The organism is Planctomyces sp. SH-PL14 (assembly GCF_001610835.1).
Lineage (GTDB): Bacteria > Planctomycetota > Planctomycetia > Planctomycetales > Planctomycetaceae > Planctomyces_A.
Window position 1 is genome coordinate 1692895 of sequence record NZ_CP011270.1, and the last position, 15221, is coordinate 1708115.

Annotated in this window: 12 protein-coding genes; 3 read left to right on the top strand and 9 right to left on the bottom strand. The window is 65.9% G+C overall.

The features are described from left to right. Positions 1 to 2: 2 nt before the first annotated feature. From VT03_RS06670 to VT03_RS06700, 7 genes are all read right to left on the bottom strand, one after another. Positions 3 to 1637 (bottom strand): NuoM family protein, encoded by a 1635-nt coding sequence (locus tag VT03_RS06670; RefSeq protein WP_075092274.1) that lies wholly within the window; start codon positions 1635 to 1637, stop codon positions 3 to 5. A gap of 98 nt (positions 1638 to 1735) precedes the next feature. Then, positions 1736 to 3727: an NADH-quinone oxidoreductase subunit L gene (gene nuoL / locus VT03_RS06675; protein ID WP_075092275.1), complete on the bottom strand. Its 1992-nt coding sequence runs from the start codon at positions 3725 to 3727 to the stop codon at positions 1736 to 1738. Then, the gene (gene nuoK / locus VT03_RS06680) at positions 3720 to 4169 is read right to left on the bottom strand and encodes an NADH-quinone oxidoreductase subunit NuoK (RefSeq protein WP_075092276.1); all 450 of its coding nucleotides are present in this window, start codon (positions 4167 to 4169) and stop codon (positions 3720 to 3722) included. The genes nuoL and nuoK overlap by 8 nt, the downstream gene beginning before the upstream one ends. Beyond that, on the bottom strand, positions 4166 to 4933 hold the full coding sequence (locus VT03_RS06685) for an NADH-quinone oxidoreductase subunit J (protein ID WP_075092277.1): 768 nt from the start codon (positions 4931 to 4933) through the stop codon (positions 4166 to 4168). The genes nuoK and VT03_RS06685 overlap by 4 nt, the downstream gene beginning before the upstream one ends. A gap of 105 nt (positions 4934 to 5038) precedes the next feature. Further along, positions 5039 to 5740, bottom strand: a complete 702-nt coding sequence (locus tag VT03_RS06690; RefSeq protein ID WP_075092278.1) for a NuoI/complex I 23 kDa subunit family protein — start codon at positions 5738 to 5740, stop codon at positions 5039 to 5041. 78 nt (positions 5741 to 5818) lie between these two features. After that, positions 5819 to 7015: an NADH-quinone oxidoreductase subunit NuoH gene (gene nuoH / locus VT03_RS06695; protein WP_075092279.1), complete on the bottom strand. Its 1197-nt coding sequence runs from the start codon at positions 7013 to 7015 to the stop codon at positions 5819 to 5821. 93 nt (positions 7016 to 7108) lie between these two features. Next, positions 7109 to 8746: a molybdopterin-dependent oxidoreductase gene (locus tag VT03_RS06700; protein WP_075092280.1), complete on the bottom strand. Its 1638-nt coding sequence runs from the start codon at positions 8744 to 8746 to the stop codon at positions 7109 to 7111. A gap of 319 nt (positions 8747 to 9065) precedes the next feature. Between VT03_RS06700 and VT03_RS06705 the strand changes: the two genes are divergently transcribed. After that, positions 9066 to 10700: a DUF1549 domain-containing protein gene (locus tag VT03_RS06705; protein ID WP_075092281.1), complete on the top strand. Its 1635-nt coding sequence runs from the start codon at positions 9066 to 9068 to the stop codon at positions 10698 to 10700. Positions 10701 to 10774: 74 nt separating this feature from the next. Further along, entirely contained in the window at positions 10775 to 12049 is a 1275-nt protein-coding gene (locus VT03_RS06710) for a DUF1501 domain-containing protein (RefSeq protein ID WP_075092282.1), read from the top strand. A gap of 479 nt (positions 12050 to 12528) precedes the next feature. Here VT03_RS06710 and VT03_RS06715 read toward each other — a convergent pair whose 3' ends face one another. Further along, positions 12529 to 13098, bottom strand: coding sequence for a hypothetical protein (locus VT03_RS06715; protein WP_075092283.1), 570 nt, complete (start codon positions 13096 to 13098; stop codon positions 12529 to 12531). Between the two features lie 8 nt (positions 13099 to 13106). Next, entirely contained in the window at positions 13107 to 13703 is a 597-nt protein-coding gene (gene leuD, locus VT03_RS06720) for a 3-isopropylmalate dehydratase small subunit (protein ID WP_075092284.1), read from the bottom strand. A 378-nt stretch (positions 13704 to 14081) separates the two neighbouring features. Here leuD and VT03_RS06725 point away from each other — a divergent pair, with 378 nt between their 5' ends. After that, a complete protein-coding gene (locus tag VT03_RS06725; RefSeq protein ID WP_075092285.1) occupies positions 14082 to 15164 on the top strand; it encodes a WD40 repeat domain-containing protein in 1083 nt (360 codons plus the stop codon). Positions 15165 to 15221: the final 57 nt, after the last annotated feature.

Consider the following 15221-nt stretch of genomic DNA (forward strand, 5'->3'; position numbering starts at 1 on the left):
ATTTACTTGGCCGCAACGGCGGGAGTGGTCGCGGCAGCGCCGGCGTCGGCGGTCGCTGCCGGGGCGGGGACCGCCTCGTACAGCTTCACCAGGGCGTCCACGTCGGGACGGATCGTGTCGACGAGCGGAGCGGGAGTCACTCCGATCCACAGGCACAGGAGCGCCAGGGGAACGAGGGCGACCGCTTCGCGGAAGTTCATGTCCTCGATCGGGTCATGGACGTTCCGCGGCTCGCGGAGCGGACCGAAGAACCCGTGCTGGACCATCGTCAGGAGGTACCACGCTCCAAGGACCACGCCGCTCGCGCCGATCACGGCGTAGGCGACGTTGAACTTGAACATCCCCATCAGCGACAGGACTTCGCCGACGAACCCGTTGAGCCCCGGGAGGCCGATGCTCGCCATCGAGATGAAGACCATCGAGACGGCGATCAGCGGCAGCTTGTTGGCGAGGCCGCCCAGGTCATCCAGCATGCGGGTGTGGTAGCGGTCGTAGACCATCCCGACGAGGAGGAACAGGGCTCCCGTCGAGAGACCGTGGTTGATCATCTGCAGGATGCTGCCGGTGATCCCTTCGGCGTTCAGGGCGAAGAGGCCGAGCATGCAGAAGCCAAGGTGGGCCACCGAGCTGTAGGCGACGAGCTTCTTGATGTCCCGCTGGACGAGGGCACAGAGCGACCCGTAGACGATCCCGATCACCGACAGGAGGCCGATCAGCGGCGCCCCGCAGTGGACGCAGGCGTACGGGAACATCGGGAGGCAGAGCCGCAGGAAGCCGTAGCTGCCGAGCTTCAGCAGGACGCCGGCCAGCAGGACCGAGCCCGCCGTGGGGGCTTCGACGTGGGCCAGCGGAAGCCACGTGTGGAACGGGAAGAGCGGCACCTTGATCATGAAGCCGGTCGCGATGGCGAAGAACAGCCAGACCTGCAGGCTTCCCGGCATCGGGTGAGCGGCGAGGGTCCGGGCCAGATCCGGAATCGAGAACGGCGTCGTGAGGTCGGTGTGGCTGACGACCCACAGGACCATCGAGACGAGGCCCAGCAGCGTCACGAGGCTGCCGGCGAGGGTGTAGAGGAAGAACTTGAAGGCGGCGTAGACCTTCTGCGGTCCCCCCCAGATCCCGACGAGGAAGAACAGCGGGATCAGGGTGAACTCGAAGAAGACGTAGAACAGCAGGAGATCGAACGAGACGAAGACCCCGATCAGGCCCGCCTCGAGGACGAGCAGGCAGGTGTAGAACTCCGCGGCCCGGTCCTGGATCGTCTCCCAAGAAATCAGGATCGAGGAGACCGTCAGGAGCGTCGTCAGCAGGATCATCGACAGGCTGATGCCGTCGACGCCGAGGTAGAACTGGAAGGAGAGCTGCTTCGCCTGTGGCTCCTTGCCGGAGACGTGCCGGTCGAGCGTCAGCCACTCGTAACGGGCTTCGACGCGGGGCTGGGCCGCGCCGCGGTCGGCGGCGGGTGCGGGGAGTTCCTTGAACTGGGCCGCCGCGGCCAGCGACACCGCCAGCGTCGCCAGCGAGCCGACGAGCGCGATCCACCGCGGGACGGTCGGGCCGGCCGAGCCGCGGAACAGCATCAGCAGCACCGCCACCAGCAGCGGAAGGAACAACAGGCAGACGATCGTGGAAATCATGTTGGGGGGTCTGGGGACTAGGGTCCAGAGACTAGGGCGGCAGGAGCGGGGCTGTGTTTATCCCTCGTCCCTGGACCCGAGTCCCTCAACCGTCTCGATCACATTCCTGCCAGGGCCTGGAGTACGAACGCGACGCACACGAGGACGCCGATCCACATCACGAACGCATACGACTGGACGAACCCGCCGTGCAGCCGCTGCGGAGCGCTGCTGAGGATTCCGGGGATCTTTCCAACGCCATCGACGGCGGCGTCGACGACGTACTTGTCAAACAGCTCCGAGAGGTACGCCAGTCCCTTGAGGGGGAAGACGACCAGGAACATGAAGATCTCGTCGAAGTACAGCTTGCCGTACGAGGCGCGGTACAGCGGGCCGAACTGCCGGGCCAGGGTCTGCGGGACGTCGGTCTTGTCGACGTACAGGACCTTCGCCAGGAACCAGCCGGCCACCCCGATGACGATGCTCAGGCCCATCATCAGGAAGTTCATCCCATGCTCACCCTCGGGGATCCCGGTGGTGTGATGGAACGTGCCGCCGAAGAGGTGCGTCGGACCGACCGCAAGGCCGATGCCGAGGGCCGCGATCGCCAGGATCCGCAGCGGCCAGGCCATCGCCGGCGGCGCGTCGTGCGGATGGTGACCCGCTTCTTCGGGGAACCGCTCCGGACCGTGGAAGGTCATGTAGTAGGCGCGGAAGGTGTAGAACGCGGTCAGGAAGGCGGTGAAGAGGGCGATCCCCAGGATCACGGCAAAGAACATCCGGTGCTCGCCGTGCGTCGCTCCGCTGAAGAGGGCGGCCAGGATTTCGTCCTTGCTCCAGAAGCCGGCCAGCGGCGGGATCCCCGCCAGGGCGGCCGCTCCGCAGAGGAACGTCCAGTGCGTGATCGGCAGGGCATGCTTCAGCCCGCTGAACCGCCGCATGTCGATCACGTCCCCCATCGAGTGCATGACGCTTCCCGAGGCGAGGAACAGGAGGGCCTTGAAGTAGGCGTGCGTGAAGAGGTGGAACATCGCCGCCATGACGGCGAAGCCGACGAACTCTTTCCCCGCCGCTCCGGCCCCGAGGGCCATGAACATGTAGCCGAGCTGGCTGACGGTCGAATAGGCCATGACCCGCTTGAGGTCCGTCTGGGTCAGCGCGGTGATGGCGGCGATCAGGGCCGTAATCGCTCCGACCGCGGCGACCACCATCTGGGCCGTCGGGGCGAGCATGAACAGCGGCGTCGAGCGGGCGACGAGATAGACCCCCGCGGTGACCATCGTCGCGGCGTGGATCAGGGCGCTGACGGGGGTCGGGCCTTCCATCGCGTCCGGAAGCCAGACGTGCAGCGGGAACTGGGCCGACTTCCCCATCGCTCCGACGAACAGCAGGAGGCAGATCGTCGTGATCAGCTGCGGATCGGTCATCGCCAGCGTCTGCAGGCGATCGGCGTTGAAGACCTCGTCGAAACGGAGCGAGCCGAAGGTCGTCCAGATCAGGAAGATCCCCAGGATCAGTCCGAAGTCCCCGATCCGGTTGATGACGAACGCCTTCTTGGCCGCCGCGGCCGCGCTCGGCTTGCGGAACCAGAAGCCGATGAGGAGGTAACTGCAGACCCCCACCGCTTCCCAGAAGACGAACAGCATCAGGTAGCTGCTCGAGAGAACCAGCATGCACATCGAGAAGACGAAGCCGGAGACCGCGGCGAAGAACCGCGGATACCCCGGATCGTGGTGCATATAGCCCGATCCGAAGATCGCCACGAGGAGGCTGACGCCCGTCACCATCGCCAGCATGATGCCAGTCATGGCGTCCGCCCGGAGCTCGATCGGGACGTGGACCGATCCGACGTCGAGCCAGTTGTAGCCGACGGCGACGACCGGCCCCGACAGGACGTGCTCGGCATGTTCACCGGCGTGCGCCCAGGTCTTCGGCAGGATGTCGAACAGGAGGATCAGCGAGCAGACGAACGAGACGGCAATCGCCGCCGCGCAAGGCAGGTGGCTCTTGTACTTCCAGATCAGCTTGCCGGTGAGGGCGAGGAGGAGCGCCGCCGCCAGCGGAGCGCCCGGAATGAGCCACAGGATGAGATCGCGCGTCGATTCAGACATTGGTCGCGGTCTCCTTGCGATCGCCGCGGCTCAGCTCCAGCGGCCGGCCGGCCGGCGTGAGCTTCGGAAGATTCTCGTAGGTCGACTCGGGAAGCGGACGCGGGGCCCGTTCTTCCGGCGACAGCGGATCAGGGAGGTCGGACTCGTGGAACAGGCTCCACAGGTCGATGTTGAGCGACCGCGACTTCTGGTAGAGGTTCAGGATCAGCGACAGCGCCAGTCCCGCCTCGCACGCCGCGACGGTGAGGATGAAGATCGTAAAGACCTGTCCCTCGTTGTTTCCGTGCAGCTTGGAGAACGTCGTCAGCGTGAGCGAGACGCCGTGCAGCATCAGCTCCGCCGAGAGGATCATGAGGATCAGGTTGCGCCGCGTCAGGAACCCGATCCCCCCCAGGGTGAAGAGGATGGCCCCCACGGCGAGGTAGCCATTGATGGTGTTCATAGTGTTCCTTGCGCCCTTCGCGGAGCCATGGCGATCGCTCCGATGCTCGCCACGAGAAGGAGCGTTCCCGCCATTTCCACGGCGAAGAGGTAATCTCCGAACAGGGCGCGGCCGAGCCCGTGAAGGGTCCCGACCGGAGCCGCGTTTCCGTCCACGACCTTCGGAACCGTCAGTTCGCTGCGGGTTCCGGTGACGCGGGACATCGTCGCCGACGGCCCGTTCTTTCCGATCCGTTCGACGTCCTTGCCCGCGAGCTGCAGGCCGTAGAGCATCGTCCCGAGGAGGATGAAGGCCATGAAGGTCGCCCCGACCGGGTGACGGGACCGGCCGTCGTAGTTCGTCGCCCCCGCCTGCTGGGCGAGCATGATGACGAACAGGAAGGTGACGATGATCGCCCCCGCGTAGACGACGATCGTCGAGGCGGCGAGGAACGGAGCGTCCTGAAGAACGAACAGCCCGCAGACGCTGAGCGTCGTGAGGGCGAACCACAGGGCCCCGTAGACCGGGTTGGAGCTCGTCACCATCAGCGCGGCCGAACCGATCGCGCCGAGGGCGAAGACGTAGAACAGGACGGTCTCCACCGCGGCTTCGGCGGCAAGACTCTTCGGCGTGAGGATGTCCGCCAGGACGACGAGAGCGCCGATTCCGGCCAGGGCGCCGACGATCCGCGGACGCTGATAGCCGACCGGCATCAGCCACCACACCGCCAGCGCCCCCAGGAGGAGCGGCAGCAGCAGGTGCCAGTGGTCGAGGATGATGTTCATGGACTAGGGTGGATGGAGTGTGGCGACGGCTGGGGCGGTCGCCCAAGTATCAGGTCACAAGTATCAAGTATCAGAAGAGGCCGCTCCGGAAAGCGGGCTCTCGACTTAAGGGGCCTTCCCCTCGATCTTGTCGGCGACGTTTTCCCAGGCGGTCTCCATGACCGCCGTCCCCTTGATAACGCCGGCCGTCGCCTGCTTGGCCGAGCGGTCTTCCGCGACGACCGAGGTCGCCGGCCCGAGGGTGGCGAGCTCGACGATCTCCGAGGTCCCGCTGAGCTTGCCGCGGCGGGTCCGGATCGGGTCCTTGCCGCTGTCCTTCGTCGCGTCGAAGATGGCCAGCATCTTCTCCTTGTTGAAGGTCATCTCGGCGCGGCTCGAGCCGGTCATGTCGTACAGGTGCGTCAGCTCGATCGCATCGCACGGGCAGGCTTCTTCGCACATCCCGCAGTAGATGCAGCGGAGCTCGTCGAGGATGAACTCCATCGGGAACTTGTCCCGGTCGGGCCATTCCGGCGGAGCCTTCTCGGCGGTGATCTCGATGCAGTTCGCCGGGCAGGCGGTAGCGCACATCATGCACGCGACGCACTTGACCCGACCCTGCTCGTCCCGGTTGAGACGGTGGACGCCGCGGTAGTGCAGCGGCAGCTCCGGCTTCTCTTCCGGGTACTGCTCCGTCACCGGCTGGTAGTTCGTGACGTGGCCGACGGTCGTGCGGAGGCCTTCGACGATCGCCGGAAGGAACGTGGCCTCCCAGAAGCCGATCTTCGGCTCTTCCACCCAGGTGACATCTTTGGCGTCGATAGGCATGGGAATCGGTATCGCAGTTGGAGGGCTGACGGCCGGGCCACCGCATCCGTACGGAGGTCCCGGAAACAACTTCAACCCTTAGTGGGCATGGGCGTGGCCATGACCGGAGGTCTCCGAAGCGGCGCGGGGCCGGATGCGGCGGCGGCCGTGGGTCAGTTCGGCATGCGTGGCACTGACCGAGATCAGGCCGGCGATGGAAAACAGGGCGGCGGAGATGGCGAACAGCCAGTATCGGTTCCAGCCGAACTGGAGAACGAACATCACCGCCACGACGTTGGCGGTCGCCAGGGGAATCAGGACCTTCCAGGCGAGTCCCATCAGCTGGTCGAACCGGAACCGGGGGATCGTCCAGCGGATGAGCATGATGAACAGGATCACCACGAGCACCTTGGTGAGCAGCACGCCTAGCTTGAGGAGCCAGGCGATCGAGAGGCTTCCGGCGGGATCGGCAATCCAGGGGAACTGCCAGCCGCCGAAGAACAGGATCACGGTCAGGAAGCTGATCGTGATGACGTGCGTGTATTCCCCGAGGAAGAACAGGGCGAACTTCATCGCGCTGTATTCCGTGTGGAACCCGCCGACGAGCTCCTGCTCGCACTCGACGAGGTCGAACGGGAGCCGGTTCGATTCCGCCAGGGCGGCGGTGAAGAAAATCAGGCAGGCGAGCGGCTGCGTCCAGACGTTCCATCCCCAGAACCCGCCGTCGGTCTGGATCGCCATGATCTTCTCGAGGTTCAGCGTCCCGGCCAGGAGGGCGATCCCGACGACCGACATCCCGAGGGGGATTTCGTAGCTGACGACCTGAGCGCTCGCGCGGAGCGAGCCGAGCATGCTGTACTTATTGTTGGAGGCCCAGCCCCCGAGGATGATCCCGTAGACGGCGAGGCTGCCGACCGCAAAGACGAACAGGATCCCGATATCGATGTTCGGGCTGATGATGAACCGCAGCCAGGGCCGCAGGATTTCCGGCATCGACTCGACCGGCCCGAACGGCACGACCGCCAGGGCGAGCATCGTGGTCAGGGCGGAGAGGCAGGGCGCGAGCAGGTAGAGCGTCTTGTCGACGTTCGCCGGGATCACGTCTTCCTTGAGGATGAACTTCAGTCCGTCGGCGATCGGCTGGAAGAGCCCGATCGGACCGACGCGGTTGGGACCGATCCGGTCCTGCATGAAGGCCGAGATCTTCCGCTCGACGTAGATGAGGTACGAGACCGCCCCCAGCACTCCTCCCAGGAGCACGGAGATCGTGACGATAGTGGCAATCAGGTCTTGCATGGTCTCGGCAAATTCCTGCCAGTTCGAATTCCTCGACCGGGCTCGCTGTCGGTCATCCGCTAGCTTGCCCCGTCGAACACTCCCGGGCGCGTCCTAGCGGGCGCCGGCCAGGAAGACCCCATACTCCCCAAGCTGCCCTTCACCCATCGGAGCGAAGGCGGGAATCTCCTTCGCCATTTCGGCCCGCACGCGGGGGGCGTTGAACAGGGCTCCGCGGCCTGTGAGCTCGGAAAGAATTCGTCCGTCCGGACGGGCCTCTTCCGGGCCGTGGATGGCGCGGGTGATGTTCTGGATCAGGCCGGCGTGGTTCACGAACGCTCCGTCCCGTTCGGCCCACGATCCGCCGGCGAGCACGTAGTGCGCCCGGTCGGTCAGAGGCGAAGCGAGGAGGTCCTGGACGATCAGGAGCCGGGTCTTGGCGAGTCCCGCGACCTGAGCTTCGGTCAGCGTCCCCTGCGGGTCGCCGCCGGCGATGTACAGCGTGTCGAACGCGCCGCTCAGGACATCCCCGGCCGGAACGATCGAGCCCTGGAAATGCTGCAGGACTGCTTCGACGCCGCGGCGATTCGGAGCCTTCTCGGCCCGGATCGTGAACTTGACCGGATCGACCGGGCGTCCGTGGACGTCCTTCGGATAGGTATCGTCTTCCCCTTCCACGCGGGCCTTGGCTACGGCGAGGGTGATCTTGGGGGAGAGCGTCTTGAGGTACTTGGCGAGCAGGAAGGCCTCTTCGACCGTCATCCACGGCGAGAAGACGGCGGCCACCTTTTCCGGACGCTGCTTGGCGGCCGTTTCCAGCGCCTCGCGGAGGGCCGGAAGGATCGTGTCCCAGCTCGTCGAACGGACGGCGCCGTTGTCCCGCTGGACCGGGCCTTCCAGCCGCTTGTCCGAGGCGATGTACTTCCAGCCGAAGCGGCCGTCATCGCACATGAAGCTTCCCTGGGCCTGCGGGTTGTACCGCGGCTTGAGGCGGAAGACGGCGTCGTGGTTCTGGTCGATGACGACCGAGCAGCCGGTGCTGCAGTCCGCACAGACGCTCTTCTTGGTCTTGAGCCACCAGACCCGCTGTTCGTAGAGGAAGTCCTTGCTGCAGAGCGCGCCGACGGGGCAGAGGTCGACGACGTTTCCGGCCAGTTTGTTGTTGCAGGGCTCGCCCGGGAAGATGTCGATCTCTTCGTGGGTCCCGCGGCTTGTCACCTGAAGCTCCGCCGTGCCGCTCACCTCGCGGGTGAACCGGACGCACCGCGTGCACATGATGCAGCGGTCGGTGAACAGCGTGATCTGGTCGCCGATGTAGTCCTTGTCCGGCTTGATGTTCTTCGGCTCGTTGAGCCGGCTGTAGCCGCGGCCGTACTTGTAGCTGTAGTCCTGCAGGCCGCACTCGCCCGCCTGATCGCAGGTCGGACAGTCGAGCGGGTGGTTCAGCAGCAGGTATTCGAGCGTCGCCTTCTGGGCCGCCTTGACCTTCGGCGAGTCGGCGATGACGACGGTCCCGTCCTTGACCGGGGTCTGGCAGCCGGGGACGAGCTTGGGCTGCATCGCCACGGTGCCGTCGGGCTTCTTGTCTCCGACTTCCACCAGGCACATGCGGCAGCTGGCGACGACCGAGAGGTCGGGATGCCAGCAGTAGTGCGGAATCTCCACACCGGCTTTCTGGGCCGCCTGAATGCAGTTCAGACGTTCCTGTTCCCCAATCTCAACCGGCTGGTTGTTGATGGTGACTGTGGGCATGCTCTGCGTTTCTTTTGCCGCATCAACAACTTGCGAAAACACATGCCTTGAGCACACATGGTTTTCGCGGGCGGTGATGCCGGAGAACTCTCGTGGCGACCGAACGCCCCGCGCTCGGCGTGTCGCTCGACGGGCGCACAGAATAGAGAACGGTCCGGAGCGGGCCAAGGTTGGGCGGAGCCAAAGTCGGCGGTCCCCGGAATCGGGACGGAAAGACGGTCTTTTCCTTGCTGAAACGATGGGCAGCCCTGCATTCGTTTGAAACGGCGGCGGCCGGTTCCGGGTAGATTGCGGGGAATTGGCCCCCGGTGACGTCCCCATGACTGTCAAGAAATTCACGTTTCCGCTGCTGGTCGTCGCCGGGGTGTTTCTCGTCACCTCGCTGGCGGTCCGCAGTCCCGTGGCCGCCGTCGCCCGAAAACCGGACGGGGCTCTCGCATCGCCGGGCGCCGATGTCTCCGCCGTCGCCCAGGAGGTGGACCGGGAGCTGGGCCGCCTCTGGGCCGCCCACGGCCTGGAGCCGGCGGAGGCTGCGGACGACCTGACGATCCTTCGCCGCCTGTCGCTCGCCCTGCACGGGACGATCCCCTCACTGGAGGAGATCCGGCGGTTCGAAGGGGATTCCAGTCCGGACCGGCTCGCGATCCGGGTCTCGGAGATGCTCGAGGACACCCGGTTCTCGGATTACTTCGCGGAGCGCCTCGCCCGGGCGTTTGTGAGCGTCGACACCGGCCAGTTCCTGATCTTCCGCCGCGACCGGTTCGTGGAGTGGCTCAGCGAGTCGCTCCGAAAACGGGTCCCGTACGACCGGCTCGTCCGGGAGATGATCGCCGCCGAAGGGGTCTGGACCGGCCAGCCGGAAGTCAATTTCCTCACGCAGGCCTACGCCAACGACGAGTTCGATTACAACAAGCTCGCGGCCCGGACCGCCCGGGCCTTCCTGGGCCAGAGGATCGACTGCGCCCAGTGCCACGACCACCCGTTTGCCGAGTGGAAGCAGAGCCAGTTCGAGGAGCTCGCGGCCTGTTACGGGCAGGTCCGCCTGTCGCCGCTCGGCCTGAACGACGCCAAGGACCGCGAGTTCAAGGTCCTCGACGGAGACGGAACGACGGAGAAGGTCGTCGCCCCCGGTGTGCCGTTCTCCTCCGAATGGATGGCGGCCGAGGGGGGCCGGCGGACCCGGCTGGCCGAATGGGTCACGCACCCTAAGAACGAACGCTTCGCGCGGGCCACGGTGAACCGCCTGTGGGCCCTGATGTTCGGCAAGCCCTACGCCGCCAGCCGGCCCGTCGACGATCTCCCAAACCCCGGCGATCCCGCCACGGCGGACGACCTGCGGCTCCTCGATCTCCTGGCCCGCGACTTCCGCGACCACGGCTATGACCTGCGGCGGACAATTCGAGTCATCGCCGCCTCGCGGGCGTTCCGGATGTCGTCGGTCCACCCGCAGGCGGAATCGGACCGGCTCAACGACCTCGAACAGCACTGGGCGGTCTTTCCGCTGATCCGGCTGCGGCCGGAGCAGGTGATCGGGGCGATGGTCCAGAGCAGCGCCATCCGGACGATCGACCAGAACTCGCACCTCTTCTCGCGGGCGATCCGCTTCTTCCGCGAGCGGGATTTCGTCAACGAGTTCGGGGATCCGGGCGACGCCGAGCTCCAGGAGCGGCCCAGCACGATCCCGCAGGCGCTCCTCTCCATGAACGGCCAGTTCGCCGAAGAACTCGCGAAACCCTCGCCGTTCAATTCCTCCGGCCGGCTCGGACAGGTGGAGACCACCCCCGAGCGGCTGCTCGACGATGCGTTCCTGATCTGCCTGACGCGGCACCCGACGGCCGAAGAGAGCGCGGTCCTGCTGCCGGACCTTCAGAAAGGGGACCGCCCCTCGGAGGATTCGATCCAGGACCTCTTCTGGGCCCTGTTCAACGCCCCAGAGTTCTGCTGGAACCACTGACACGCCTCTCTGCAGAAGCCGCCACGTCAGACTGATACTTGATACTTGCCACCTGATACTTGGCCCCTCCTCCCATGTTCACTCGACGCGAAGCCCTGCAGATCGCCACCGCGACGGGAGTGTCTTTCCTGTGGCCGGGCCTCAGCCCGCGGGCCGCGGAGCGCCGCGGGCCGGAACGCGGGAAGTCGCTCATTACTCTGTGGATGGCGGGCGGGCCGAGCCAGATGGACTCCTGGGATCCGCACCCGGAGTCGGGGAACGCCGGCGGGATCACGGCGCTCCGGACCTCCGCTCCGGGGATCGAGATCGCGCAGCACTACCCGCAGATGGCGGAACAGATGCGGAACCTCTCGGTGATCCGTTCGCTCGTCTCCAAAGAGGGTGACCACGAGCGGGGGACCTACTACCTGCTCACCGGATACCGCCCTGATCCGACGGTCCAGCACCCCTCCGTCGGTGCGATCCTGACCGAGGAGCAGCCCGCCCCAGGCGTCGAGATCCCGCAGCACATCGTTCTCGCGACCGGTGAAGGCTTCGTCGTCCCCCGCGGCGGTTATCTGGGGGACCGTTACGACGCCTTCCGGGTCTCGAACCCGGGCGACAACCTCCAGAACATGGAGCAGCGGGTTCCGGCGGCGCGGCAGGCGCGGCGGCTGGAGTCGCTCGACGTCCTGTCCCGCTCGTTCGCCGCCGGGCGGAAGCGGCAGGTCGAGGGGACGATGCACGGCCACGTCATCGACGAGGCGCTGGCGATGATGAAGTCGCCGCAGCTGCGGGCCTTCGACCTCAAGACCGAGCCGGCCGAGCTCCGCGCCGCCTATGGCGAGAACGGATTCGGCCGCGGGTGTCTCATCGCCCGGAAGCTGGTCGAGGAGGGAGTCCGCTCGATTCAGGTCGTCCTCCACGGCTTCGACACGCACGCCGACAACTTCGACGGACAGAAAACCCAGGCCGTGATTCTCGATCCCGCGTTCGCCACGCTTGTCAACGACCTGAAGCAGCGGGACCTGTTCGACTCGACGATCGTCCTGTGCATTGGCGAGTTCGGGCGGACGCCGTGGATCAACCCGCTCGGAGGCCGGGACCACTGGCCGAGCGGGTTTTCGTGCGTGGTCGGCGGCGGCGGACTGCGGAGCGGCGTGCTGATCGGCCGGACGAACCCGGACGTCCGCGATGACGACGCGGGTAAGCTGGCCAAGATCCCGGCCGATCCGATCGAGGTTCCGGACCTCTACGCCACGATCCTGCGGCAGATGGGGGTCGACGGTTCGAAGGAGATCATCACGCCGATCGGCCGTCCGCTTGCGCTCTGCCAGGGGAAGCCGATTGACCGCCTTCTGCCGGGGTGATCTGCGGGTTGTGGTCAGTCAACGGGTGACGGGATGTTTTGTTCCGCTGGCTCAAACCGCGTCCTTGCCGGCACAGCGTCATAGCTCAAACCCAACGTGCCACGGCAGCCTGGGGTCAAGGGGGCCACGCCCCCTTGCCGCCGGAGGCATTTCTATGAGGAACCGTGGTACACAACGGACGTCCGTCTTGTGGTACCGGCGTTGAGGACTCACCGCTCGCCTTGCAGTCCCCGCGGGTTGGTGAGGGGGCATACGGCACCGTGTCCGCGTCTGAACACTCACTCCTTCAGACATCTCTCGACGGCCAGGCCTCCGGCGGGCAAAGGGGCGTTGCCCCTCTGCACTCCCCACCAGGGGTACCCCCTGGACCCCGGTTCTTGGGCCGATAAGCCTGGCGACGCCGATGCCGTCTCTATGGTTCACAAACTGCTACACATCAGCTCAGTCGCCACGCGCCTCCGACTCCCCCGATGCCGCAATCACTTCTCGCCGCTGAGACCAAGCAGCTTCTCGATCCGCGGCCACACCGTCTTCCGGGCAGTGTCGAACTCCGCGGCATTCTTGTCAGTCCGCTGACCGGCATAAGTCTTGAGCGCCTCAGCTTGGACCTTGAGCTGCCGGTAGATCGAGATCATCTCGTCAATCGCCTTGCCGTCATCTTCCGAGAGCTTCTTGCGATCCAGCCGCCCCATCTGGGCGATGACGTTGTCGCACATCGCCGAGACTTCGGTCATCAGCTCCCGCACCCGCTCCGACGGATAAACCTTCTTCGAGAGGGCGTCGGCCGTGACGCCGATGTAGCCGAACGTCGTATACATGTGGGAGGCGGTCAGGACCCCCACGATCTGAAGCGATTCCTCGGCCGGAACCGTCGCCCCGCCCGCCGTCGGCGCGGGGGCCAGTTCGCTCTTCTGAACCTCGACAACCAGTCCCGGCCCGCCGGCGGAGACATCACCCGCTTCCTGGGCGCTCGCACCCGCGGAGAGCTGCAGCGCGATGGCGACAACGATGGCGGCGCCTGTCAGCAGGCGAGAGAAGACCGAGTCCATGGCCAGCCTCAGCTCTTGGAGAATCCGGCGAGATACGGCAAGGTCGACGCAACCTTCTCGATCTGCGGCTTGGCGTCGAGAAGCTGCCCGAGGAAGTCCCACTGACCGGTGACCAGCGACTCGCGGACGTTCGCCGGCATCGTGATCGGCACCGACAGCGGACCGCACTGGACGCGGCTGCCGACGAGGTCGAAGGTCACTTCCGTCTTCGGGTTGGCCTCGATGGCGGCGGCGAGCTTCTCGAGGTCCGCCCGCGTGGCGACGCCGCAGGGAATCCCCAGCGACGTGCAGTTGCCGAAGAAGATCTCGGCGAACGATTCGGCGACGACCGCCTTGATCCCCCACCGCATGAGGGACTGCGGGGCGTGCTCGCGGGAGGAGCCGCAGCCGAAGTTTCGGCCGCTAACGAGGATGGCCCCCCCCTGGAAGCGGGCGTCGTCAAAGGGGTGCTTGGAGTCCTGCTTCCGGTCATCTTCGAAGGCGTGCTGGCCGAGCCCGTCGAACGTGACGCAGCGGAGGAACCGCGCGGGGATGATCCGGTCCGTGTCGATGTCGTCGAGGAGAAGGGGGACGGCGGTGCCGGCGACCTGGGCAATCTTTTGCATGAAACGACGTTGTCCAAAATGGCGGCCGTCCGGCTCGGCAAGGGGCGTCGCGGACGGGGATCGAGCATTCTGAATGCGTTCCGCCGCAGAATCAACCGGCTGACCGATCGCCAGCCGTCGCCCCTGACGTCACGGTCCCGTCTTTTGAACCACAAAGACGAGGAGGAGGGAGGGACCACAGAGGAACACAGATCGACACAGATGAAGACAGGGAGGTCGACGTCGCACTGCCGGGCGGTCCTGCCTCTGCCGGAATGTTCTGGATCCCCTGTACCCGGCGGGGCAAACTGGCGGCGAGGCCAGCCGGCCGCCGTGTCAGGCGCCGGATTTCCAATGGGGCCACGTCGAATTCGAAGCCGCTCAGGAAGGGGTCACCTGATGGTCCGGTCGATTTGCATTGCTCTGCGCAGTGCCGCGATTCTCCTGGCCGTCGCGGCGTCGGTCCGCCCGGCAGCGGCTGAGGACTTTCGGAACTGGCTGCTCGGCATGAGCTTCTCATCCGACAGCCGGAAGGTGGCGGTCTGCGGGGAAGCGGTGCAGATCGTCGACCTGGCTTCACGAAAACCTCTGGCCGGGGATCAATCCCCCGCTCAGGACCGCAAGTGGTTTCGAACCGTTGCGTTCTCTCCCCGGCAGCCCGACCTGCTGGCCATGGTGCAGGGCGATTCTCGCGTTCTCCTCTGGCAACTCGGCGGGAAAGAACCGCTTGCCGAGTTCCCGGAGGAGAAGGGAATCGTCAGCTCCCTGACGTTCTCGCCGGATGGCCACCAGCTCCTGGGGACGTTCACCTTCGGCGGGCCGGAAGGAAAACGCGGCAGCCGGATGCAGCTCTGGGATGTGGCGACCAGAAAGCCGCTGCGCTCGGAGGAACGCCTGGGCGTCTCGATCCAGGGCGTTTCCTTCTCGGGCGACGGGCGGCGGATGGCACTGGGAGTCGGTTCCACGGTAGAGGTTGTGGAAGCCGCCACCTGGGAAAAAGTGGCCTCGGTGCCGCTGCCCGCCGGCGGACAGAAGGGCGACCCCGTCGGACTCGCCACCGGTTTCGCCGCTGGCGACGAGACGGTCCTGGTGGCGGGCGGGATCTGCGTACCGACGACTCCCGATTCCTGCGATCCAACAGGGCTCTTCTGGCAGTGGAACCTCGGCGACATGACCACCCGGACCAGCGAGCCGGCAATGATGACCGTCAGCGGCTTTGCCCTGACCCCGGATCGCAAGGCCTGCGTTCTCGGATCCTGCGTCGGCACGGCCCACCGCGTCGCCCGGCTGGACTTGGAGAGCGGGAAAACGCTGTGGACGAAGGACATCCCGCTCCGAAACGGTTCGATCCACGACCTCCGCGGTTTGCAGGTGTCGCCGGACGGCAAGTGGGTCGGCTGGTGCAACTTTGACTCAGTCCATCTCTTACGACGCGACGACGGCGAAGAGGCGGTCACGCTGACCCCGGAAAACTGGCGCTAGACACGAGGCTGTCGCGACAGAAGCCACAATGCCATTTTGACACCCACTCAGCCGCAA